The sequence below is a fragment of the Tardiphaga sp. GW822-FHT04G09 genome (assembly GCF_058800725.1).
In genome coordinates this window covers 57,070-80,282 of the sequence record NZ_JBXAMO010000006.1, presented here as the reverse complement: position 1 = coordinate 80,282, position 23,213 = coordinate 57,070, and the positions used below count along the sequence as shown (strand labels likewise).

Sequence of the window (23,213 nt, the reverse complement as noted above, 5' to 3'; positions counted from 1 at the left end):
GGTTGCTGTGAGGAAGACATGTCCCAGGTTGATGCCCCCCCGACGCCACAGCCGGCACCGGCGCCGCCTGTCGGCCCGACACCCGCAGAGCTCACCCCCGCACAAAAGACATGGCGTCGTCTGGCCATCCCGTTGTTTGCGGTTGTCGCCGCGCTCTTGTTCGTCGTTCTGGCGACAGCGCGCTGGGACATCTGGATGGGCAACCGCGCGGTGCAGACCACCAACGATGCCTATATCCGCGCGCAGACGACGCGGCTGTCGAGCCGGGTGGCGGGGGCGGTGAAGGCCGTCGCCGTCAGCGACTTCCAGCACGTCAAAGCCGGCGATCTCCTTATCCAGATCGACCCCGCGGATTACGAGGCGCAGGTGGCGCAGGCCGAAGCCGGCGTGGCCGGCGCGCAGGCCGCGCTCGACAATCTCGCCAACCAGGTCGAGCTGCAATATGCCACCATCGCGCAGGCCGAGGCGCAGCGCGTGTCGGCGCAGGCGCTCGAAGTCCAGGCGCAGCAGGAGCAGGAACGTCAGACCTCGCTGACCCAGACCGAAGCCGGCACGCGGCAGCGCTTTGAACAGGCCACCGCCGCCTATGCCAAGGCGCAGGCCGACGTGAAGGCGAGCGGGGCGGTCATCGCTGCGCAGAAGCATCAGCTCGAAGTTCTTGCCGGCACGCGCAAGCAGCGCGCCGCCGATCTGCTCGGCGCCAAGGCGACGCTGCAGGCCGCGAAGCTGCGTCTCGGTTACACGAAGATCGTGGCGCCCTTCGATGGCGTGGTCAGCGAACGGCAGGTGCAGCCGGGCGACTATGTCAATATCGGCTCCAGCCTGATCAGCATCGTGCCGCTGCCCGACGTCTATGTGATCGCGAATTTCAAGGAGACGCAACTCACGCGCGTGAAGCCCGGCCAGCCCGTCGACATCGTGGTCGATACGTTCTCGGCGGAGACGCTGCGTGGCCGCGTCGAGCGCATTTCGCCGGCGTCGGGATCGCAATTCGCATTGCTGCCGCCGGATAATGCCACCGGCAATTTCACCAAGGTCGTGCAGCGCGTGCCGGTCCGTATCACGCTCGACAAGGGGCAGCCGCTGCTCGACCGGTTGCTGCCGGGCATGTCGGTGACCGCGAGTATCAACACCGACGCGCCGGCGGCCGACAATGGCGGAAAGTGAAAGCAAGATCATCGAAAGCGGCCCGGTCTCGACCGGGGGCGTTTCGCATCATCCGATCTTTGCGGTCGGCGCGGTACTGCTCGGCGCCTTCCTCGCCAATTTCGATACGCGGATCTTTTCCATCGGCCTCGCTGATCTGCGCGGCGCGCTGTCGCTGAGTTTCGACGAAGGCGCGTGGCTGTCCACCGCTGGTACGGCGTCGCAGATCTTCATCGCCCCGGCGGTAGCCTGGATGGCCACGGTGTTCGGGCTGCGCCGCGTGCTCGGCATCCCCGCTCTGGTCTATGCGGCGATCTCGCTGACGATCCCGCTGGTGCGCGACTACAATCTGCTTCTGGTCCTCAACATTGCACATGGCATGCTGCTCGGCACCTTCGTGCCGGCGACGCTGCTGATCATCTTTCGCAATCTGCCGATGCAATGGTGGCTGCCGGCCATCGCAATCTACGCCATCCGCGTTGGCTTCTCGCTCAATTCCGGCACTGCGATAGTCGGCTTCTATGTCGATCACCTGGGCTGGCAATGGATGTTCTGGCAGGACGTTATCATCGCGCCGCTGCTGGCGCTGTTCGTCTGGCTCGGCACGCCGCGCGAGCCGATCAATCGCTTCGTGCTGTGTGAGGCCGATTGGGGCGGCATGCTGCTGCTCGGCACCGGCATGGCGATGATCTATGCCGGGCTCGATCAGGGCAACCGGCTGGACTGGCTCGGCTCCGGCACCGTGGTGGCGCTGCTCGGGGGCGGCACGGTCCTGACGATCGGGTTCTTCATCAATGAGGCGCTGGTCAAGCGACCATGGGCGCATGCCGAAGTGCTGCTGTCGCGCAATATCGGGCTCGCGCTGCTGACGATCATTCTCTACACCATGACGAGCCTGTCGAATTCGTCGCTGGCGCCGAATTTCCTCACCAACATCGCGCTGTTGCGGCCGGAACAGTCCGGCATGTTGTTTCTGCTCTATGCCGTCGTGCCGATGATCGTGCTGGTGCCGCTGTCGATCCGGCTCATTCGCTATTACGACGTGAAACTGACGCTCATCATCGGCCTTGCCGCCTTTACTGCTGCGGGTCTTCTCGGCACGCAGCTCACCCATGAATGGGCGCTTGGCGACTTCATCCCGATGGTGATGTTGCAATCGCTCGGGCAGAGCTTCACGCTGCTGCCTATCGTGATCATCGCGCTGTCGAATTCCGATCCGTCGCGCGCCACCGCCTTTGCGGCCTATATCCAGGTCTTCCGACTCGGCGGCGCGGAGATCGGCATCGCGCTGATGGGCACCTGGCTGCGCGTGCGCGAACAGATCCATTCGAATCTGCTCGGCCAGCATGTGGCCAGCGGCGATGCCGATGTCGTCGGCATTCTCGCCAAGCTCACCGGCCGCTTCGCCAGCCATGGCGAGGGCCTCGCCCAGGCCCGCGGCGTCGGCACGCTCGCAACACTGGTGCAGCGCGAGGCCAATACGCTGGCCTATATCGACGGCTTCTGGCTGACCTTCTGGTTCGGGATTGCCGCGCTGATCACTGTGTCGCTGATCGGCAATGCGCCAAAGGGACCGTTCACGCCGAAGCCGCGGGGGTGAGGGGACCGATCTCTCTTGTCATTGCCTGGGGCTGGAAAGCATCAAACATTTTTTCCTATCCATATTGACAGCATCCCTATCTTGATTATTTTCCCCTCCGTCCTGCCCCACCGAGAGGGGCGATCGCGATCGTCACGATTGCGGGGCGGGAGGCGGTGGACGCCGGAGATGCGGCGTCACGGGATGTGTGGGGTACGGCTGTCTGCGGACAGGCCGCATCGCCTGTGGTCAGGATACCACTGGGACAGGCGGTACGCCTTGCCTTCGGATAGCAAGAACCTGCGGATCAAGTGACGGACGACCAGATTCGAAACGCGTCCGGCCCAAGAGCTTGTGCTCCCCCGGCCCTGTCGCGCAGGGCCAAACAAGGGTGACCTTGATCGGTCGCCTGGGCAAGCATCGGCAAGCCGACAAAACACCGCAGGCGGAACGTCGGGCACTGGCCCGTGCTTTCCGAAAGTCCTGATGCGCCAACTTGCGGAAGACCGCATCGGCATCAGGCCCAGGGGTGCATCAGGCACCCGGCGTTCCGCACGCCCTCTCGCCAGGGGGCGGGAATGCAGGAGACGACGGCGCCCCCGCGCCGCAAACAACAGGGGCGATGACGCATGTCTGAAGCAGTGGCTGTTTGACAGTTGAATCGGATGAGGCCGTAGGATGGGTAGAGCGCAGGCGCGAAGCGCCGGAGCGAAACCCATCAACTGCAGACGAAGAAAGCGATGGGTTTCGCTGCGCTCACCCCATCCTACGCTGTGCACCGTCATGCCCGGTAACGCAGAAGCAAGTTCGGCCATGACGACCGAGAGCATCACGCATGACCGTAGGATGGGGTGAGCGCAGGCGCATCGCGCCTAAGCGAAACCCATCATGTAAAGCGAAGAAGATGACGGGTTTCGAAGACGCTCACCCCATGCTGCGATGCTGCGATGCCGACCATGGTCGCCGCTAATCCTGCAGGTCGTTCACCTTGCTCACCCAGATCCGCACGTCGGTGAGCACCTGCGGCAGCACCTCCTTGACCTCCTGCACGGTCATGCCGGCCTTGATGCGGGGGTCGTAGAGGATATTGAGGATGTACTGATCATAGATATCGAAGAAGCCCATCTGGACGTTGTCGTTGAACATCGTCCACGGTACCGAATTGGTATCGTTGATCGGGCCCAGCGACTGCAGCAATTCCTCATAGGCGCAATCGAGAAAGACGAAGTCGCCATTATCGACAGTGAGGATGACGTCGGAGCGCTCGATCTCGAAGGCCTCGTTCTTGCGGAAGCCGGACAGGCATTGCGGGTCGAGGGAGTCGCGGATCTCGTTGGCCCGGTCGGTGCCGTAGAAGGTCGAGATGGTGCGATAGAGATCGCGGTCGTGCACCAGCTTCACCAGCACATTGGCGTCGTCGCGTTTGTCCGCCATGGCGATGTTGAGATGTTGCACCCGGTGCGCGATGTCGGTCACGACCTTGGCGATCTGCGTCTTGCGGTCGGCGCGGCCCTCGGCGAAGACCCGCACCGGAAGCTCATATTTGCGGATGCGGTCGACGCGGCCGGCGAGGTGATACTCGGCGCCGAAGGCGGTCTTGAAAAAACCGTCGATGATCTCGCTGTCGGTGAAGGTCTTCTTCTCGGCGCGCTGGCGTGCGGTGACGCCGGGCGGTTCGCTGGCGCCGGCATAAGGCGGCTGCGGCACAAGGGTGGTCAGAAACGAGAGAGCCAGCAGCGCGGCAATCGTCCGGACGGTGAATCGCTCTGGTTTCGGGGCGGGCATTATTACTCAAGTTCTCGCAATGCGCGTATTTGCGCAAGCGTTTCAGCGCCGCCCCCGCGGACAATTCGAAGGCTTCCCGCAGGAAGCCCCCGTTCTCAGGTCAAGCTCAGTTCTTGACGATCACCGTCGCGCCGACCGATACGCGGTTATAGAGGTCGGTGACGTCCTCATTGGTCATGCGGAAGCAGCCAGAGGACACCGCCTGACCGATGGTTTCCGGCTCGTTGGAGCCGTGAATGCGGTACAGCGTCGAGCCGAGATACATGGCGCGGGCACCCAGCGGGTTGTCGATGCCGCCTTCCATGTGGCGCGGCAGATCGGGCCGCCGGGCGAGCATCTGCGCCGGCGGGGTCCAGCTCGGCCATTCCTTCTTGGCGGTGACCTTGTGTACGCCGCCCCAGCGGAAGCCGTCGCGGCCGACGCCGATGCCGTAACGCAGCGCCTGGCCATTGCCCTGCACCAGATAGAGCCGCCGCTCAGCGGTGTTCACGACAATGGTGCCCGGCGCGTAATTGCTCTGGAAGCCGACGGTCTGGCGCGGGATCGGGCCGGAGCTGTTGCCGCCGCCATTGCCGAAATTGGAGAAGAAGTTGGAGAGCGACGGGGAATCGTCGACCACGAAGTCCTGGGCCGGGGGCTGGTTGCGGACACGTGCATCGGCCGGCATTGCAATCGTCGTGAACGCGGCTGCGGCAAAAAAGAGAGCAAAAAGGCGCTTCATCATGGTCCTCGCCAATAAAAATTGAGGCCCAAGACAGGGCATAAATCGCCCTGATCCGCAAGCCACGGCCGTGTGAGGACAGCCCGGATGGAGCGATAACAAGCGGCGTTCAGGCCGCCCCGCGGCCCTCACAACGAAGCCTTGCGTTCGGACCCTTTGACGGGCCCTCCGAACAATGGTTCATCAGCCCCCGAGATCAAGAAACCGAGATTGCGAACCAAATCAAACGGAGTGAGACGATGAACGGTGCGGAAAGCCTGGTGCGGACATTGGTGGCGGGCAATGTGGATGTCTGCTTTGCCAATCCAGGAACGTCGGAAATGCATTTCGTCGCGGCGCTCGACCGCGTCGAGGGCATGCGCTGCGTGCTCGGCCTGTTCGAAGGCATCGTGACCGGCGCCGCTGACGGCTACTACCGCATGAAGGGCACCCCGGCCTCGACGCTGCTGCATCTCGGCCCCGGCCTCGCCAATGGCCTCGCCAACCTGCACAACGCCAAGAAGGCCAATTCGGGCATCGTCAACATCGTCGGCCAGCACGCCGTCTATCACATCGAATACAACGCGCCGCTGACGTCGGACATCGAGGGCCTCGCCCGCCCGATGTCGCAGTGGGTGCACACCTCGCCGGATTCCAAGTCCGTCGCCAAGGACGGTGCCGCCGCCATTGCCGCCGCCAAGGATCGCCAGATCGCCACGCTGATCCTGCCCGCGGACACCGCATGGGGCGCCGCCGATGGCGTGGCTCCGGTGCCGACCGAAAAGCAGAGCGCCGGCTATTCGGCGCAGGCCGTCGAGACCGCCGCCAGGATCATGAAGGACGGCGGCGCCTCGACGCTGCTGCTGATGACCGGCCAGGCGCTCACCGAGAAGGGCCTGGCGCTGGCCGAGCAGATCGCCGGCAAGACCGGCTGCAAGGTGATGGGCCAGACCTACAATCCGCGCATGGCGCGTGGCCGCGGCCGCTTCTCCATCGACCGCATTCCCTATGTGATCGAAGCCGCACTTCCGCTGCTGAAGGACTTCAAGAACATCGTGCTGGTCGAGGCCAACGATCCCGTGGCCTTCTTCGCCTATCCGAACAAGCCGAGCATGCTGAAGCCGGAAGGCTGCGAAGTGCATCGCGTGACCGCCGGCGGCGAGAACTCGATCGCTGCGCTGGAAGCGCTGGCCGGTGCGCTCGGTGCCAAGCCGTCGGATGTGAAGCCGCAGAAGCTCGCCGAACTGGTGAAGCCGACCGGCGCGCTGAACCACACCACGATTGCGCAGGCGATCGCCTATGCGATCCCGGAAAACGCCATCATGGTCGATGAGTCGCTGACCACCGGCCGCGGGTTCTTCCCGCCGACCGCTGCTGCAGCGCCGCATGACTGGCTGCAGAACATGGGCGGCTCGATCGGCTTCTCGACACCGGTCGCCACCGGCGCCGCCGTGGCCTGCCCGGATCGCAAGGTGATCTGCATGGTCGGCGACGGCAGCGCGATGTATACGCTGCAGTCGCTGTGGACCCAGGCCCGCGAAGAACTCGACATCACCACCATCGTGTTCGCCAACCGCAAGTATCAAATCCTGCTCGGCGAATTCGCCGGCGTCGATGCCGGCGAGCCCGGCCAGCGCGCGCTGGACATGCTCAATCTCGATCGCCCGGCGCTTGACTGGGTGTCGCTCGCCAAGGGCATGGGCGTCCCCGGAGTTTCGGTGTCGAATGTCGATGACTTCAACAAGGCGCTTGCCAACGCGATCGCCGCGAAGGGGCCGAAGCTGATCGAAGTGGTGATGTAAGCGGCGGCCAAGCCGCGCTGTCGAACCAGACAAGAGCTGCAACGAAGAAGGCTCCGGAGCAATCCGGAGCCTTCTTTTCTGGGAATGGACGGTATTGACGGCGATCGATCATCCGCCTGCGTCGGAACAATATCTGTGAACTTCGCGTTGCGATCAGTGAGAGATCGTGCAGACAGATATTGGGACGACAGTCATAAGCCGCCATGGCAAAAAATCGTTGGGACGACGCGCAGCTCGAAATCCTGAAGGACCTCATCGCGCGCAAGATTTCACTGGCGCGCGCAGCCGTCATCTTGAAGCGGCCGCAAAGCTCGGTGCAAATCCAGGCGCGCCGGCTCGGCACGCCCTTTCCGGGCGTGCGTGAAACCAAGGCGCTGCTGAAAGCCAAGATTGAAGAAGCCGAGAAGAAAGCGACTTTGCGGTGAATAGTGCGATTGAACTTGTCGTTGCGGCCTATGTCGAAACAAACCAGTTGAGTGCGCTGCAAGATATGAAGGTGCACCGCGAAGGCCTCGCGATGTCGATCCGTAATCGCACCGATTTCAATTTCTGGGTACTGCTCGGGCAGCTCGACGACGACATCCGCGAGATCGAGGCCGGTATCCGGCGATTGCGCGCGGCGGTCGAAGACCGACCTGCCAGCGAACTCTAAAGCGAGTTGCTTACGTTGCCAGCTCTGCCGTCTGTTCGCTCCAGCGCAGATAGTCGCGTGGTGAAATCCCCATCGAGCGACGGAACATGGCGCTGAAGGCACTCGGACTATCATAGCCGAGATCGAGCGCGACGTTGGTCACCGGTTCGCGCATGGTCAGGCGCGACAGCGCTTCCATCAAGCGCACCTGCTGGCGCCATTCAGCGAAGCTCATGCCGGTCTCGCGGCGAAACAGCCGCGTCAGCGTCCGTCGGCCGAGGCCGCCGATCTGCGACCAGGCTTCCAGATCCTGATTGTTGCCGGGCTCGCGCAGGATCGCCTCGCAGATGCGTGCGAGGCGGCGGTCCTGCGGCATCGGCGCGCGCAGCGGCACGGCCGGCATGCGACCGATTTCCGCGAGCATCAAATTCATGATCTGGCCCTCGCGGCCATCCATGTCGTATTCGGTCGGGAAGGTGACGGCTTCGTTGAGCAGCGCGCGCACCAGCGATGAGACCTCCATCAACTGACAGGTCTTCGGCAGGCCGATGGTCGCTTCCGGTTCGACATAGAGCGTGCGGAGCTGCACCGTGCCCCAGCAGCGGCTTTGATGCACGACGCCCGGCGGAATCCACAATGCGTGCTGCGGCGATACGGTCCAGCTGCCGGTCTCGGTGATCACGGTCATGACGCCGGTCAGGCCATGGAGAAACTGCGCGCGGCGGTGGCTATGCCGGACGCCGACGCCGCCCGAGGAGAATTCGGCAGCCATCGCAACGACCGGGCGTTGTGCGGCCTGCAGTGCATCGGCGCGGCGGCCGCTGGCCTCGAAGCCGGAAAAACTCACCATGGCCGGCGGCGCGATGCGCTGGCGCGGCGTGCTGCACGAAATTGAAGACAGATGGCCCATATGCGACAGATCCTGACCCTGTGAAGACGGAGATGATGCGCCGACATCGTACCTTGGGATAGAGGTTTTGAGCGCATCGTTCCGGACGTTTGCCATTCTCAAAGCAGGCTTCATGCCAATGGCAGAAACAAACGCAGGAATTTGATGACCCGCATTACCCTCATGACCACCCTGTCCAATACCATGGGCTTCCTGGAGGATCACTTGAAACGGGCGGTTCCCGGCGCGGTCGTATCCCATTGGCCGGAGCCGGGCGCATTGGACGGGGAGGTGGTGGTCTGCTGGAAACCGCCCTCAAGCGTGATGGCGACCATGCCGAATTTGCGGCTGATCCACTCCATCGCCGCCGGTGTGGACAACGTGCTGTCCGACACGGCGCTGCCGAACCTGCCGCTTTGCCGGATCGTCGATCCCTTGCTGGGCAAGGCGATGGCCGAATATGTGCTGTGGGGAACGCTGTATTTTCACCGCGAGTTCGATCGCGTCTCCACCAATGCGCGCAATGGTCATTGGCATCGCTACGACCAGGTCGCTGCCACCGACAAGCGCGTCGGCATCCTCGGTCTCGGCACCCTCGGCATCCAGGCCGCTACGCTGCTGAAATCGGTCGGTTACAAGGTTTCCGGCTGGTCACGCTCGGCGAAGCAGGTCGAGGGCGTGGACGTCTTCGCGGGCGACGGCGCACTCGACGATTTCCTGGCGCAGGCCGACATTCTGATCTGCCTGCTGCCGCTAACGCCGAGCACGATGGGAATCCTCAACGCCGACCGCTTCGCTCGCCTACCGAAAGGAGCGGCGCTCATCCTCTGCAGCCGCGGCGAGCATCTGAACATCCCCGATCTCGTCGCATCATTGCGTTCGGGCCATCTGCGCGGCGCGATTCTCGATGTATTCGACAAGGAGCCGTTGCAGCCCGACAATCCGCTGTGGACGGAGCCGGGTATCCTGGTGACGCCGCATATGGCTGGATTGGCCAAACCGCGAGTCATTGCCGATCAGATTGCCGAGAATATCCGCCGCCTCAACGCTGGAGAGGTTCTACTCAACCGCGTCGATCCGGCATTGGGATATTGATCCTCTGCCTGTTGACGCGGCATGCCTGTTCGAGGAACACGGGACGGCCCGATCGCGACAATTGTCGGCCCGCGGTCGGCGGCGGTCTGAAACTTGCAAGAACATCCTTGCCTGCACAGGTCGCGCATTCGCGACAGTCCAGTCAGGCGATCATCAAGAGGGACCGGCATGAACAGACGTGAATTCGCGAAGCTATTGGGTTTGAGTGCGACTGCGCTTTCGGGAATTCCCCTCGGCGTCACCCGCGCCGTTGGACAGACCAAGGGCGGCACGCTCAATACCATCATCCAGCCCGAGCCGCCGATCCTGGTGACGGCGCTGAACCAGCAGCAGCCGACGCTGACTTTGGGCGGCAAGATCTATGAGAGTCTGTTGCGCTACGGTTCCGACCTCAAGCCGCTTCCGGGTCTTGCTGAATCCTGGACCGTTTCGCCCGATGGCCTCGTCTATACGTTCAAGCTGTTTCCGGGCATCACCTTCCATGACGGCAAGCCGCTGACATCGGAAGATGTGGTGTTCTCGGTCACCAAGGTTCTCGTCGAAACCCACGCGCGTGCACGCGGCACCTTCCTGCGCATCGACAAGGCTGAAGCGCCCGATCCGCTCACGGTCGTGTTCACGCTGAAGGCGCCGTTTGCGCCATTCCTCAATTCATTCGATTGCACCACCGCGCCGATCGTGCCGAAGCACGTCTATGACGGCACCGATTTCCGCAAGAACCCTGCCAACGCGCAGGCGATCGGCTCGGGTCCGTTCAAGCTGAAGGAATGGGTCAAGGGATCGCATGTTCATCTCGTCAAGCACGAGGGCTATTACCGCAAGGGCGAGCCGCATCTCGACGAGATCATCTACCGGGTCATTCCGGACGGTGCCTCGCGCGCTGTCGCGCTCGAACAGGGCAAGGTCCAGTTGACGCAGTGGACCGATGTCGAACTGTTCGACGTCGCACGTCTCTCGAAGCTGCCCAATGTCGAAATGACGACGAAGGGCTACGAATTCTTCGCGCCGCATTTCTGGCTGGAGTTCAATCTTCGCGTCAAGCCGATGGATGACAAGCGTTTCCGTCAGGCCGTCATGTTCGCGGTCGATCGCAAGGCGCTGCTGCAGCGCGTGTTCTTCAATCTCGGCAAGGTTGCAACCGGCCCCGTTTCGTCGAAGACGCGGTTCTACGAAAAGGACGTCAAGCAGTACGACTACTCGCTGGACAAGGCGAAGGCCCTGCTCGACGAAATGGGCCTGAAGCCCGGCGCCGACGGCAAGCGTGTCAGCATCAAGTTCCTCGTGCCACCTTACGGCGAAATCTGGCAGCGCTCGGCTGAATTCTTCAAGCAGTCGCTGGGTCGTGTGGGCATCGATCTGCAACTGGAGAATCTCGATCTTGCCGGCTGGGCCGAACGCACCAGCAACTGGAATTACGAGATGACCTGCAATCTGCTGTACCAGTTCGGCGATCCGGCGCTGGGCGTGTCGCGCAGCTACGTTACGGCGAATATCCGCAAAGGTATTCTGTTCTCAAATATCGCGGGCTATTCCAATCCGGAAGTAGACCGGCTATTCGAGGAAGCCGCCGTGGCGACATCTGACGCAAAACGCCAGGAGCTCTACACGGCCGTGCAGAAAATCGTCGTAGAAGAAGTCCCGATCGCATGGATGGTCGAGCAAGACTTCCCCAACTTCATCGACAAGCGGTTGAAGAACGTCATCACCACCGGCATCGGTGTGCACGAGACTTTTGGAGCCGTGACGCTCGGGTGAAGCCGAAGTTACTGAAAGTCACTTGATGGCTCGGCTGTAGCCAGACGTGCAAGCGTCCGGCTACAGCCGCTGTCAGGTGCCAATGCTAAAAGGAAGAGGCTATGAATAGACGTGAATTCGCAAAGCTGATGGGCGTGAGCGCGGTTTCACTCTCGGGTATTCCCCTCGGCGTCACCCGTGCTGTTGGCCAGACCAAGGGTGGCACGCTGAACACGATCATTCAGCCTGAGCCTCCGATTCTCGTCACCGCGCTGAACCAGCAGCAGCCGACGCTGACCCTGGGCGGCAAGATCTATGAGAGCCTGCTGCGTTACAGTACCGACCTCAAGCCGATGCCCGGCATCGCGCAGTCCTGGGAGGTTTCGCCCGATGGCCTCACCTACACGTTCAAGCTGTTCCCGGGCATCACCTTCCACGACGGCAAGCCGCTCACCTCGGAGGACGTCGCGTTCTCGATGACCAAGATGCTGCCGGAGACGCATGCGCGTGCGCGTGCAATTTATTCGCGCATCGACAAGGCCGAGACGCCCGACCCGCTCACGGTGATCTTCAAGATGAAAGCGCCGTTCGCGCCGTTCCTCACCGCGCTCGATTGCACCACCGGCCCGATCGTGCCGAAGCACATCTATGATGGTTCGGACTATCGCAAGAACCCGGCGAATGCGCAGGCGATCGGCTCGGGTCCGTTCAAGCTGAAAGAGTGGGTCAAAGGGTCCCACGTCCATCTCGTCCGCCACGAAGGCTATTACCGCAAGGATGAGCCGTATCTCGACGAGGTCATCTATCGAATCATTCCGGACGCCGCGTCGCGCTCGCTGGCGCTGGAGCAGGGCAAGATCCAGCTCACGCAATGGAACGACATCGAGTTTTATGATGTCGCTCGCCTGTCGAAGCTGCCGAATTACGAGATGACCACCAAGGGTTATGAATATTTCGCCCCGCATCAGTGGCTCGAGCTCAACAACCGCGTCAAGCCGATGGACGACAAGCGCTTCCGTCAGGCCATTGCGCATGCGCTCGATCTGAAGTCGATGGCGCAGCGCGTCTATTTCGGTATGCCCAAGATCGCGACCGGGCCGGTGTCGTCGAAGACCCGCTTCTACGAGAAGGATGTGAAGCGCTATGACTACTCGATCGAGAAGGCCAAGGCGCTGCTCGACGAGATGGGCCTGAAGCCCGGTGCGGACGGCAAGCGCGTCACGCTCAAATATCTGATCCCGCCCTATGGCGAGGTCTATCAGCGTGCCGGCGAATTCATTCGCCAGACGCTCGGCCGTGTGGGCATCGACATCCAGCTCGAGAACACTGATGTCGGCGGCTGGGCCGAGAAGTTCAGCAACTGGGATTACGAGATGACCGGCAACCTGGTCTATCAGTACGGCGATCCCGCGCTGGGCGTGTCGCGCACCTATATCTCGTCCAACATCAAGAAGGGCATTCTGTTCTCGAACACCGCCGGTTATTCCAACCCGGAGGTCGATCGGTTGTTCGACGAGGCAGCATCCGCAATTGACGATGCCAAGCGTCAGGAGCTGTACAGCAAGGTGCAGAAGATCCTGGTCGAGGATGTGCCGGTGGTCTGGATGTTCGAGGCGGCCTATCCGACCTTCATCGACAAGCGCCTGAAGAACGTCACCTCAACCGGCGTTGGCGTGCACGAGTCCTTCAGCTCCGTGAGCTTCGGATGACCTCTGCCTCAATCAACAACGGCGGTCGTGTTTTCGCGATCGCCCTCGCGCTCGCGGGATGGTTTGTCAAATTCGTTGCGGTCGTTCTGGTCATTGCGACCTTCAACTTCATCCTCGTCCACGCCGCACCCGGCGATCCAGCACAGGTGATTGCCGGCCAGAGCGGCGCCTCCGACGAAAAGCTTCTGGAGCAGTTGCGTGCGGAATACGGGCTCGACAAGCCGTTTCCGATCCAGCTCGCGACTTATCTGAAGCGCGTCGTGACGCTCGATCTTGGCTATTCCTACCGCCAGCAGCGTACGGTGGCGTCGCTCATTATCGAGCGTTTGCCGGCAACACTGTTGCTGACGGCAACAGCCTTCATTCTCGCGCTGCTGTCCGGGATCATCCTCGGCACGCTGGCCGGTGTGCGTGCCGGCCAATGGTCGGACACCGTCCTGACCATCGTGTCGCTGCTGCTCTATGCGACGCCGGTGTTCTGGCTCGGCCTCATGCTGGTACTGCTGTTCTCGGTTCAGCTCGATTGGCTACCGGCCTTCGGTTACGCCACCATCGGCGTGCCGATGACGACACTGGAGCGCATGGGCGATATCGGGATGCATCTGATCCTGCCGGCCGTGTCGCTCGCAGCCGTGTATCTCGCAATCTATACACGTCTGATGCGCTCTTCGGTGCTGGAGGTTACCCATCAGGACTTCATCAAGACCGCGAAGGCCAAAGGCCTGAAGCAGGGCCGCATTATCATTCGCCACATCCTGCGTAATGCGATGCTGCCGATCGTCACCGTCGCCGGTATGCAGGCCGGTGCGCTGGTTGGCGGCGCGGTGGTGATCGAGACCGTGTTTGCCTGGCCTGGTCTCGGCCGTCTCATCTATGACGCGCTGCTGCAGCGCGATTATCCGGTATTGCTCGGCGTGTTCCTGGTGATGTCGGTGATCGTGATCGCGCTCAATCTTCTCACCGATGCGATCTACCGGGTGATCGATCCGCGCGTCTCCGTGCGTGCGGCATCGTGAACGGGATTTTATGATGTCTACGCTCAAATCGTTTCTCCGCCATCCGACCGGCATGATCGGTCTGCTCGTCCTCCTCGCGGTGGTCCTCCTCGCGGTGTCGGCGCCGTGGCTGTTCCCCGACGATCCCTGGGACATGGTCGGCGCGCCATTCCAGCCGCCGCTGAGTGAAGGGCTCTGGCTCGGCTCCGATATGCTCGGCCGCGACGTAGCTGCCGGCATCGCGCATGGTGCGCGGATTTCGCTGATCATCGGCGTCATCTCGACGCTGACGGCGCTGATCATTGGCGTCACCATCGGCGCCATTGCCGGTTATTTCGGTGGCAAGGTCGATGAGGTGATGATGCGCATCACCGAACTGTTCCAGACCATCCCGGGCTTCATCCTCGCCATTCTTCTGGTCGCGACGCTCGGACCGAAGATCTCCAACGTGATCTTCGCCATCGGTATCGTGAGCTGGCCGCCACTGGCGCGGTTGACGCGCGCCGAGTTCATGCGGCTGCGTGGGCGTGAATTCGTCCAGGCTGCGGTGTGCCAGGGCCAGCGTCCGCTGACCGTGGTGCTGCGCCGCATTTTGCCGAACGCGATCTCGCCGATCATCGTCACCGGATCGCTGGCGGTTGCCAGCGCCATCCTGATCGAGAGCGCCTTGAGCTTCATGGGCCTCGGCGATCCCAATCTGATGTCATGGGGCTTCATGATCGGTGCCGCGCGTACCGTGATCCGTCAGGCGTGGTGGATGAGCGTGTTTCCCGGTCTCGCCATCCTGCTCACCGTGCTCGCCATCAATCTCGTGGGTGAAGGTCTCAACGACACGCTGAACCCCCGCATCTCACGCAAGCGATAGTATTCATGACCGACAAAACACTGCTTGCCATCGAGAACGTCTCCATCAGCCTGCCGCCGGGCGCTGATCGTCCTTTCGCCATCGAAGATGTGTCGCTTACCGTCAACCGCAACGAGATCGTCTGTCTGGTCGGTGAGTCCGGCTCCGGCAAGTCGATGACCGCGCATGCGATCCTGCGGCTGCTGCCCGAGCGTACAGGTGTTGCGCAGGGCAGCATCAGCTTCAACGGCAACGACATCGCGAAGGCCGACGAGCCGACAATGCGCAAGCTGCGCGGCGGTGCTATTTCGATGATTTTTCAGGAGCCGCTCAGCGCGCTCAATCCGCTGGCCCGTGTCGGTCAGCAGATCGCGGAATCGATCATCACGCATACCAAGCCGGCTCCGTCCAGGGAGGCGGCTGATGCGCGCGTGCAGGAACTGATCCGAGACGTCGGCCTGCCGGACCCGGTGGCGCTGGCGCGCAGCTTTCCGTTCCAGCTCTCGGGTGGCCAGCGTCAGCGCATCATGATCGCCATGGCGATGGCCAACAATCCGGCGCTGCTCCTGGCCGACGAACCGACCACGGCGCTCGACGTCACCACACAGAAGCAGATTCTGGCGCTGGTGAAGAAGCTCCAGTCGGAGCGCGGCATGGGCGTGCTCCTGATCACCCACGATTTCGGCGTCGTTGCCGACGTCGCCGATCGCGTTGTCGTCATGCGCAATGGCCGTGTCGTCGAGCAGGGCACTGTCGATGAGGTGCTGCGCAATCCGAAGGACGACTATACCAAGAGCCTGATCGCCGCCGTCCCAGGCGCGCGCTCGCTGACCAGGACCGACCGCAAGATCACTGGCGAGCCTTTGTTGGACGCTGTTGGCCTGAACAAGACCTTCATCACCAAGCAGGGCATGTTCCTGCCGCCGCGCCGGACCGATGCGGTGCAGAACATTTCGCTCGGCCTGAAGGCGCGCGAAACTGTGGCCATCGTCGGCGAGTCCGGTTCGGGCAAGTCCACGCTCGGGCGGCTGATCATGCGGCTGATCGAGCCTGATACGGGCTCGGTTCATTTCAGCGGCGCTGATCTTTTGGCACAACGCGGCGAGAAATTGCGCCAGATGCGCCGCAAGATCCAGATCGTGTTCCAGGATCCCTTCGCGGCGCTCGATCCGCGGCAGAAGGTCGGCGACGCCATTGCCGGCGGCCCGATTGCCTATGGCACGCCTTCCAAGGAAGCCATGGCCGATGCCAAGCGTCTGCTGGCCCGCGTTGGCCTGCAGGAGAGTGCAGCCAACCGCTATCCGCATGAATTCTCCGGCGGTCAGCGGCAGCGCATCTGTATCGCGCGTGCGCTGGCCCTGAAGCCTTCGGTGCTTGTGGCTGACGAAGCCGTTTCGGCACTCGACGTCTCGGTGCAGGCGCAGGTGCTGCAGCTTCTCGCGGAACTGCGCGAGGAGATGAATCTGGCCATGATCTTCATCACCCATGACCTGCGTGTCGCCGCCGAAATCGCCGACCGAATCGTGGTGATGCGGCGCGGCGAGATTGTCGAGCAGGGCGAAACGCAGAAGATCTTCCAGAATCCGAGCGACGCCTATACGCGTGCGCTGCTGGATGCGATCCCCGGCCGCGCGATGTTCGCCGGTCCGGGCGCCAGGCAGGCGGAAGCTGCTTCCGCATAGAATGAGACCCCAGATGCAGCCCATCCGCATCTGGGGGGCCTTTGTAAATCCGCTCAGATCAGTCCAGCTTGACGTTGGCCTCGGTCACGACCTTGCGCCAGCGCGCAACTTCCGCCGACACCATCTTGCCGAAGTCGGCACCAGCCACATCGGGCACGTCGGAGCCATTGCGCTCCCACGCTTCCTTGATCGCCGGCACCTGCAACGCAGCCTTCAATTCCTTCGCCATCCGCTCGACCACGTCGGGCGGCGTGCCCTTAGGCGCGAACAGCCCGTACCAGGTCGATACTTCATAATTCGGCAAACCGGCTTCTGCCGCGGTCGGCAGATCGGGGAATGCGGCGACGCGCTTCGGCGCGGCGATCGCCAGCGCGCGGAGTTGCCCGGCGCGGATCGGTGCGGCCGATGAGCCGAGACCATCGAACACCACCGGTACGTGACCGGCGATCAGATCCTGCATGGCCGGACCTGCACCGCGATAGGGCACGTGCTGGATCTTGGTCTGGGTCAGGATCTTGAACAGTTCGCCAGCCAGATGGTGCGTGGTGCCGGCGCCGGCCGATCCGTAAGAGAGCTTGTCCGGATTGGCCTTCGCATAGGCAATGAATTCACCGAGCGTCTTGGCGGAGACCTTGTCGGGGTTGACCACGATGACCTGCGGCGGTCGTGCGATCAGCGCCACCGGGATGAAGTCTTTCTCGATGTCATAATCGAGGGCGGGATAGAGCGACGGCGCGATCGCGTGATGCGCGGCGCCCATGAAGAAGGTGTAGCCGTCAGGCGCCGCCTTGGCGGCTGCCGAGGCGCCGACCGTTCCGCCGGCACCGGCCCGGTTCTCGATGATGACGCGCTTGCCGATCTGGGTGTCGAGCTGCGCCGCCAGTGGCCGCGCAAAGGCATCGGTACCGCCGCCGGCGGCGAAAGGTACGATGAAGGTGACTTGTTTCTGGGGCCATGCCTGGGCGTGAGCGCCTGACGTCATGGCAGAACAGCCGGCCATGACGGCAAGCAAGGCAACGTGAACGGCTTTGATCCGCACGGAATCCTCCCGATTTTGCTGCGCCATTGGCGGCGCTTGATCTTATGTTCGGCGAGATGGGTCCCCGATGCAAGGTATCCGGCGCCGGACCAACTCACACTATAGTCGGTATGATCCCGCGGGCGGGACCGAACAAGGCGTCCGTTGCGGCGTTTCGCCGCGAGCACCCGGGCTAGGCGTCGGCCGCTACCCGTTGCGCGGCGATCATCTCGATATGCGGAACCGCAGCAACGAGTTCGCGGGTGTAATCAGTCTGCGGATTGTCGAACAGCTGATGGCTCTCACCTTGCTCGACGATGGCGCCGTTGCGCAGCACGATGGTCCGCTGGCACATCATGCGGACGACGTTGAGATCGTGACTCACGAACAGGAAGGCGAGATTGTCCTCGCGCCGCAGCCGCTCGAGCAATTGCAGCACCACGGCCTGGACGGAGACGTCGAGCGCGGCCGTCGGCTCGTCCAGCACCAGAAGCTTCGGCCGGCAGGCAATTGCGCGGGCGATGCCGATACGGGCCTTCTGGCCGCCGGACAGCTGATGCGGAAACCGCTCCAGAAGATTGGCCGGAAGGCCGACGCGGTGAGCGCATTCGCCGACGCGCTGGCGCAGCGCCGCCCCATTGCGCATGCCGAGCAGGCGGATCAGGGGATGGGCGATACAATCGAAGGCGTTGAAGCGCGGATTGAGACTGTCGTTCGGATCCTGGAAGACGATCTGGATCTCGCGGCGCTGCGGCGCGCGGTGGAAGTCGCGCGCGGGAACATGGCTGATCGACTGGCCGTTGAAATTGATGGTGCCTTCGGTCTGATCGAGCAAACGGCAGATCATGCGCGAGGTCGTACTCTTGCCCGAGCCGGATTCGCCGACGAGGCCGACACTTTCGCCGGGCGCAATCGCCATCGAGAAATTCTCGACGCCGACAGTGCCGTCGTCGAAGCGTTTGACGAGATCAAGCACTTCCAGCAGCGGCGGCGTGCCATGCGTCGGCTTGGGAGGCGCTGGCAACGGAACGGCTGGCGCCAGCAGCTTCTCTTCGTCGGTCACGAGATCCTCGACCCGCGAGGTCGCGGTCGGCGACGCTGCGACGAGACGCTTGGTGTAGGGATGCTGCGGTGAGCGGAACAGCGTCAGGGCGTCGGCTTCCTCGACCAGTTTGCCCTGTTCCATCACCACGACGCGGCGGCAATAGCGCGCGGCGAGGCCGAGGTCGTGGGTAATGAGGATCGTCGCCATGCCCCGCTCGGCGGCAATGCTGGCGAGGAGATCCATCACCACCTTCTGCGTGGTGACGTCGAGGCCGGTGGTCGGCTCATCGGCAATCAGCAGGGCCGGATTGCTGGAGATCGCCATGGCGATCATCACGCGCTGGCACATGCCGCCGGAGAGCTCGTGCGGATAGGCGTTCATGCGCTTTTCGGGATCACGGATCTTCACCGCGCGCAGCAGTTCGAGCGACTGTGTGCGGGCCTCCGATGCAGAGATCTTGCGATGCGCCAGAATGGCGTCCGCAATCTGCTGGCCGATGGCGCGGATCGGATTGAGCGCGCCGCGTGGATTCTGGAAGATCATGGCCATCGCCGAGCCGTGCATCTCGCGCAGGCCGGCGCTGGTCATCCTGGTAATATCGCGGTCACGGAAATTGATGCGGCCGCCGGAGATTTTACCCGACGCGTCCAGCAGGCGCGTCATAGCAAAGCCGGTGACGGATTTTCCGGAGCCGCTCTCGCCGACGATGCCGAGCGTCTCACCCTCGGCAAGCGACAGCGAGATTCCGCGCACGGCCTCGACCGGACCGCGGCGTGTCGAGAAGGTGACCTGAAGGTTTTCGATATCGAGCAGCGGCTTTGGTGTCGTCATCTCTTTCGCTGCAATCATGTACGTTGTCTTGGATCGAGGATGTCACGGAGTCCATCGCCGAGCAGATTGAAGCAAAGCACGGCGAGCATCAGCGCCAGCCCGGGGAACGCCACCAGCCACCATTTTCCGGTGGAGATGAAGCGCGCGCCTTCCGCGACCATGATGCCCCATTCCGGCGTCGGCGGTTTCACGCCGAGGCCAATGAAGGAGAGGCCGGCGGCGTTGATGATGGCCCAGCCGAGATTGAGCGACATCTGCACCACCATCGCCGGTAGCACGTTCGGCAGCAGAAAGCGCAGTACTACGGAAACATGGCTGTCGCCGCAGGCGCGGGCGGCCTCGACCCAGCCGAGATTGCGGCGGACATTCACTTCGGCGCGTGCAAAGCGGATGTAGAAGGGCAGGTTGATGATGGCGGTGGCGATGACGATGTTCTCCACGCGGTTGCCGAGTGCGGCGACCATTGCCATGGCCAGCACGAACAGCGGGAACGCCATCAGCACATCGACGAAGCGGCCGACGGCGCGATCCAGCTTGCCGCCGGAATAACCACAGAGGGCACCGATGACGGCGCCCAGCGCGAAGGAGATGCCGACGGCGGAGACAGCAATCGCGAGATCGAGTTGCGCAGCCACGATGATGCGGCTGAACACGTCGCGGCCGAGCTGATCGGTGCCGGCCCAATGCGCGGCGTTCGGCGGCATCAGCGCATTCTGGACATTCGATGCAATGGGATCGTAGGGCACGATCCACGGGCCGAAAATGCCCACAAAGATCAAGAGCGATGCGCCGATGGCCGCAATGCCGGTGATGGGATTGCCGCGCAGGATGAAGGCGGCGTGTTGAAGTGTTGCGCTGCTCATCCGATGGAGATCCTGGGATCGGCGATGCCATAGAGCACATCGACGACGAGATTGACGATAACGAAGACCGACGCCATCAGCAGCACGAAGCCCTGCACCGGCGCATAGTCCGACGACAGCAGCGCGTCGAGCGCGTAGGAGGCGACGCCGGGCCAGGAGAACACTTTCTCCACCAGTACGTTGGCGCCGAGCATGGTCGAAAACACGATGCCGGCAATGGTGATGACGGGCAGGATGGCGTTGCGCAGCGCATAGGTGACGATGATGCGCCACCAGGACAGGCCGACGGAACGCGCGGTACGGACGAAGTCGCTGCCCAGCGATGCCAGCATCGAGGCGCGGGTGATGCGCGCCAATGGTGCGATGACGAACAGCGCCATGGTGCAGGCCGGCAGGATCAATTGCTTGAATGCAGCCCACCAACCGTCGAAGTCGCCAGCGAGCGCAAAGTCGATCAGCAGGAAGCCGGTATGTGCGGGCGGCAGCGTCGTGAAGATATCGACGCGCCCGGTGGGATCGGGCGACACGCCGAACAGATAATAGAAGATATAGATCAGCAGCAGGCCCGACACGAAGGTCGGGACGCAGACCCCTAGCGCGCAGAACAACCGCACACCGTGATCGATCAGCGAGCCCGGTTTGAGCGCGGCCAGCACACCGAGCGGAATGGCCAGCACCATCGCGATCAGCAGTGCGGAGAAGGTCAATTCCAGGGAGGCTGGCAGGCGTTCTCGCAGATCCTTGGTGACGTTCTGGCCCGTCATCAGCGAACGGCCGAGATTGCCGCGGCCGACGTCGTAGAGATACAGGAACAGCTGCTGTGGCACCGGCTTGTCGAGACCCATCTGCTTGCGAATGGTCTCGATTTCCTCCTTGCCGGAATTGGGTCCGGAGGCAAAGAACACGGCGGGGTCACCGGGCAGCACGCGCATCAGCAGGAAGGTGAAAATCAGCACGCCGAACAACGCAGGTAAAGAGGATGCGAAGCGTCGCGCGGCACGGATGGCCGTTGCGCCCAGTGTCGTCATGATCGGTTACTCGTCGTCATGGGCAGCTCGCTACGGCTAGCTTCGCAAGCTGCGCAGATCCGAAGCGCCACAGAATGGCGCTCCGGGATTGGCTCGCATGGTGCCCGGACAATCACTTCCGGCTGAGGTCGCGGTAATCGACCTGGCGATGGAACTGATAGGTGTAGCCCGTCAGGTTCGAGGCCATCACCGCATCCTGGCTCGGCTGCCATAGCGGAATCTGTGGCATCACGTCGAAGTTTATCGCATTCAGCACCTTGCCGTCGGCTTCGTACTTGGCCTTGTCTGCCTCGAAACGAGCCTTCTGCGCGACCGCGGTCAGTTCGGCATTGTCGATCGATGAATAGTTCCAGCGCTGATTTCCGGTGTAGAAGTTACGATAGAAGTAGTCGGTGGAGGGCAGCCAGGCGACCACACCTTCGGTGAAGAATGGCAGTTTCTTCTCGGTGATCTGGGTCGACATCTGCGCATCCGGCAGTTTCTGGATATCGACCTTGATACCTATCTTGGCGAGAGATTCCTTCAACAGCGCGGCCATAGGCTCGGCGGTTGCCGCCTGTCCGACATTGAAGCTGAACGTGGTCGAGAAACCGTCCGGATAGCCGGCCGCCTTCAGGTAGGCCTTGGCCTTTTCAAGGTCGAGCTTGACCGGCTGCGGGATGGGATACGCGCCACTCGGCGCCTTGCCGTCTGCCCAGGTGGCGCCGAACAACGGCGCGCCGCGGCCGAACAGGGCGGCCTTGAACATGTCGTCGTAAGGCAGGGCATAGGCAATGGCGCGCCGCACGTCCACTTTGTCGAAAGGCGGCATCTGGTTATTCATCGAGATGAAAGTGAGCGCATTGTATTGCGGCGTCGAGATCACCTGCAGCTTGCCCTTGGCCTCGAGTGCCTGTGCGTCGTTGGCCTGCAGGTCGATGACGATGTCGGCATCGCCCTTCTCGACAAGATTGGCGCGGGTCGCGGGTTCCGGCACGGATTGAACGATAAGGCGCTTGAAGAAGGCCTGCTTGTTGTCAGGTCCGCGATTCCAGGCCTCGTTGCGCTTGAGGATCACCTGCTCGCCGGGCTTGAACTGCTCGATGATGAAGGCGCCGGATCCCGCAGTATTTTCCTTGAGCCAGGCTTGCGCCCAAGGATCTTCCTCTGTGGCATGTGCCTTGGCGACTTTCGAATTGATGATGATCGGATAGACGGTAGCGAGGTTCGGCAGCGCCAGCTTGTCCGGCTGCGGCAGGGTGACCTCGATGGTCAGCGGATCGATGACCTTGAACTGGCTCGCATCGGTCATGGAGCCCGTGAGCAGCTGCGCCTTGCCAAGCACTTTTGCGGTCACAACGCGATCGAGCGACCACTTCACATCTTCGGCGGTGACGGGGGAGCCGTCCTGGAATTTAGCGTCCTTGCGCAGCTTGAAGGTGATCTTCAAACCGTCGGGACTCACATCGAAGGACTCGGCGAGTTCGCCGCGAATGGTATCGAGATCGAACACCCATTTGCCATTGAGCTGCTTGCGGCCGAACGAGACGAGACGGTCATAGGTCGAGAGGCTGACGGCGAAAGCTTCGCGGGTCGAGCCGGGAATATTGGGATCGAGCGTGTTGACGGCGGCGCCGGTCACGTAGCGCAGGGTTTCTGCACGGGTTTGCGCATTGGCAGGAACGGCAGCGGTGAAGAATGCCAGCGCTGCGGCGGCGCCGAGCATCTGCTTGGAATAGATCAGTCCCATAACCCTATCCTCTGAATTCGACGGAAACTCTGAACGGACTCGTCAGTGCCTGACCTGTCGAGCGACCTGTCCATTGAAGCAAGGAACGCGCCAAACGACGGTCGATAG

The 23,213-nt window shown here is 62.5% G+C and carries 19 protein-coding genes; 11 read left to right on the top strand and 8 right to left on the bottom strand.

The window, feature by feature from the left end:
• Positions 1-18 precede the first annotated feature (18 nt).
• Positions 19-1,167 carry an HlyD family secretion protein gene (locus tag AC1RLZ_RS13225; protein ID WP_493188995.1) on the top strand — a complete coding sequence of 383 codons (1,149 nt, stop codon included), beginning with the start codon at positions 19-21 and terminating at the stop codon, positions 1,165-1,167.
• Positions 1,154-2,746 carry an MFS transporter gene (locus AC1RLZ_RS13220; protein ID WP_493188994.1) on the top strand — a complete coding sequence of 531 codons (1,593 nt, stop codon included), beginning with the start codon at positions 1,154-1,156 and terminating at the stop codon, positions 2,744-2,746. The genes AC1RLZ_RS13225 and AC1RLZ_RS13220 overlap by 14 nt, the downstream gene beginning before the upstream one ends.
• A gap of 945 nt (positions 2,747-3,691) precedes the next feature.
• Here AC1RLZ_RS13220 and AC1RLZ_RS13215 read toward each other — a convergent pair.
• On the bottom strand, positions 3,692-4,510 hold the full coding sequence (locus tag AC1RLZ_RS13215) for a DUF2927 domain-containing protein (RefSeq protein ID WP_493188993.1): 819 nt from the start codon (positions 4,508-4,510) through the stop codon (positions 3,692-3,694).
• A 106-nt stretch (positions 4,511-4,616) separates the two neighbouring features.
• Complete coding sequence (locus tag AC1RLZ_RS13210) at positions 4,617-5,231, bottom strand: L,D-transpeptidase (protein ID WP_493189135.1); 615 nt, start codon at positions 5,229-5,231, stop codon at positions 4,617-4,619.
• Between the two features lie 239 nt (positions 5,232-5,470).
• Between AC1RLZ_RS13210 and AC1RLZ_RS13205 the strand changes: the two genes are divergently transcribed.
• The 3 genes from AC1RLZ_RS13205 to AC1RLZ_RS13195 all read left to right on the top strand — a co-directional run bounded on the left by AC1RLZ_RS13205 (position 5,471) and on the right by AC1RLZ_RS13195 (position 7,664).
• The gene (locus tag AC1RLZ_RS13205) at positions 5,471-7,012 is read left to right on the top strand and encodes an acetolactate synthase large subunit (protein ID WP_371422664.1); all 1,542 of its coding nucleotides are present in this window, start codon (positions 5,471-5,473) and stop codon (positions 7,010-7,012) included.
• A 203-nt stretch (positions 7,013-7,215) separates the two neighbouring features.
• Complete coding sequence (locus AC1RLZ_RS13200; protein ID WP_371422665.1) at positions 7,216-7,437, top strand: hypothetical protein; 222 nt, start codon at positions 7,216-7,218, stop codon at positions 7,435-7,437.
• The gene (locus AC1RLZ_RS13195; RefSeq protein WP_493188992.1) at positions 7,434-7,664 is read left to right on the top strand and encodes a hypothetical protein; all 231 of its coding nucleotides are present in this window, start codon (positions 7,434-7,436) and stop codon (positions 7,662-7,664) included. Before AC1RLZ_RS13200 ends, AC1RLZ_RS13195 begins: the two co-directional genes overlap by 4 nt.
• Before the next feature lie 10 nt (positions 7,665-7,674).
• Here AC1RLZ_RS13195 and AC1RLZ_RS13190 read toward each other — a convergent pair whose 3' ends face one another.
• Positions 7,675-8,553, bottom strand: coding sequence for an AraC family transcriptional regulator (locus AC1RLZ_RS13190; protein WP_493188991.1), 879 nt, complete (start codon positions 8,551-8,553; stop codon positions 7,675-7,677).
• Positions 8,554-8,697: 144 nt separating this feature from the next.
• On the opposite strand from AC1RLZ_RS13190, the gene AC1RLZ_RS13185 reads away from it, so the two are divergent.
• The 6 genes from AC1RLZ_RS13185 to AC1RLZ_RS13160 all read left to right on the top strand — a co-directional run bounded on the left by AC1RLZ_RS13185 (position 8,698) and on the right by AC1RLZ_RS13160 (position 16,591).
• The gene (locus AC1RLZ_RS13185) at positions 8,698-9,627 is read left to right on the top strand and encodes a 2-hydroxyacid dehydrogenase (RefSeq protein ID WP_493188990.1); all 930 of its coding nucleotides are present in this window, start codon (positions 8,698-8,700) and stop codon (positions 9,625-9,627) included.
• A 168-nt stretch (positions 9,628-9,795) separates the two neighbouring features.
• A complete protein-coding gene (locus tag AC1RLZ_RS13180; protein WP_493188989.1) occupies positions 9,796-11,382 on the top strand; it encodes an ABC transporter substrate-binding protein in 1,587 nt (528 codons plus the stop codon).
• A gap of 101 nt (positions 11,383-11,483) precedes the next feature.
• Positions 11,484-13,070: an ABC transporter substrate-binding protein gene (locus AC1RLZ_RS13175; protein WP_493188988.1), complete on the top strand. Its 1,587-nt coding sequence runs from the start codon at positions 11,484-11,486 to the stop codon at positions 13,068-13,070.
• Complete coding sequence (locus AC1RLZ_RS13170; protein WP_493188987.1) at positions 13,067-14,086, top strand: ABC transporter permease; 1,020 nt, start codon at positions 13,067-13,069, stop codon at positions 14,084-14,086. Before AC1RLZ_RS13175 ends, AC1RLZ_RS13170 begins: the two co-directional genes overlap by 4 nt.
• Before the next feature lie 13 nt (positions 14,087-14,099).
• On the top strand, positions 14,100-14,930 hold the full coding sequence (locus AC1RLZ_RS13165; protein WP_371420599.1) for an ABC transporter permease: 831 nt from the start codon (positions 14,100-14,102) through the stop codon (positions 14,928-14,930).
• Between the two features lie 5 nt (positions 14,931-14,935).
• Positions 14,936-16,591, top strand: coding sequence for a dipeptide ABC transporter ATP-binding protein (locus AC1RLZ_RS13160; protein ID WP_493188986.1), 1,656 nt, complete (start codon positions 14,936-14,938; stop codon positions 16,589-16,591).
• Positions 16,592-16,649: 58 nt separating this feature from the next.
• Here the strand turns inward: AC1RLZ_RS13160 and AC1RLZ_RS13155 are convergent, their stop codons facing one another.
• The 5 genes from AC1RLZ_RS13155 to AC1RLZ_RS13135 all read right to left on the bottom strand — a co-directional run bounded on the left by AC1RLZ_RS13155 (position 16,650) and on the right by AC1RLZ_RS13135 (position 23,105).
• Complete coding sequence (locus tag AC1RLZ_RS13155; protein WP_493188985.1) at positions 16,650-17,630, bottom strand: Bug family tripartite tricarboxylate transporter substrate binding protein; 981 nt, start codon at positions 17,628-17,630, stop codon at positions 16,650-16,652.
• Between the two features lie 172 nt (positions 17,631-17,802).
• Positions 17,803-19,503 (bottom strand): nickel ABC transporter ATP-binding protein NikE, encoded by a 1,701-nt coding sequence (nikE, locus tag AC1RLZ_RS13150; protein WP_493188984.1) that lies wholly within the window; start codon positions 19,501-19,503, stop codon positions 17,803-17,805.
• Positions 19,500-20,348: an ABC transporter permease gene (locus AC1RLZ_RS13145; protein WP_493188983.1), complete on the bottom strand. Its 849-nt coding sequence runs from the start codon at positions 20,346-20,348 to the stop codon at positions 19,500-19,502. Before AC1RLZ_RS13145 ends, nikE begins: the two co-directional genes overlap by 4 nt.
• Positions 20,345-21,376 (bottom strand): ABC transporter permease, encoded by a 1,032-nt coding sequence (locus tag AC1RLZ_RS13140; protein ID WP_493188982.1) that lies wholly within the window; start codon positions 21,374-21,376, stop codon positions 20,345-20,347. The genes AC1RLZ_RS13145 and AC1RLZ_RS13140 overlap by 4 nt, the downstream gene beginning before the upstream one ends.
• Positions 21,377-21,488: 112 nt before the next feature.
• Positions 21,489-23,105, bottom strand: a complete 1,617-nt coding sequence (locus AC1RLZ_RS13135; protein ID WP_493188981.1) for an ABC transporter substrate-binding protein — start codon at positions 23,103-23,105, stop codon at positions 21,489-21,491.
• Between the last annotated feature and the right edge of the window lie 108 nt (positions 23,106-23,213).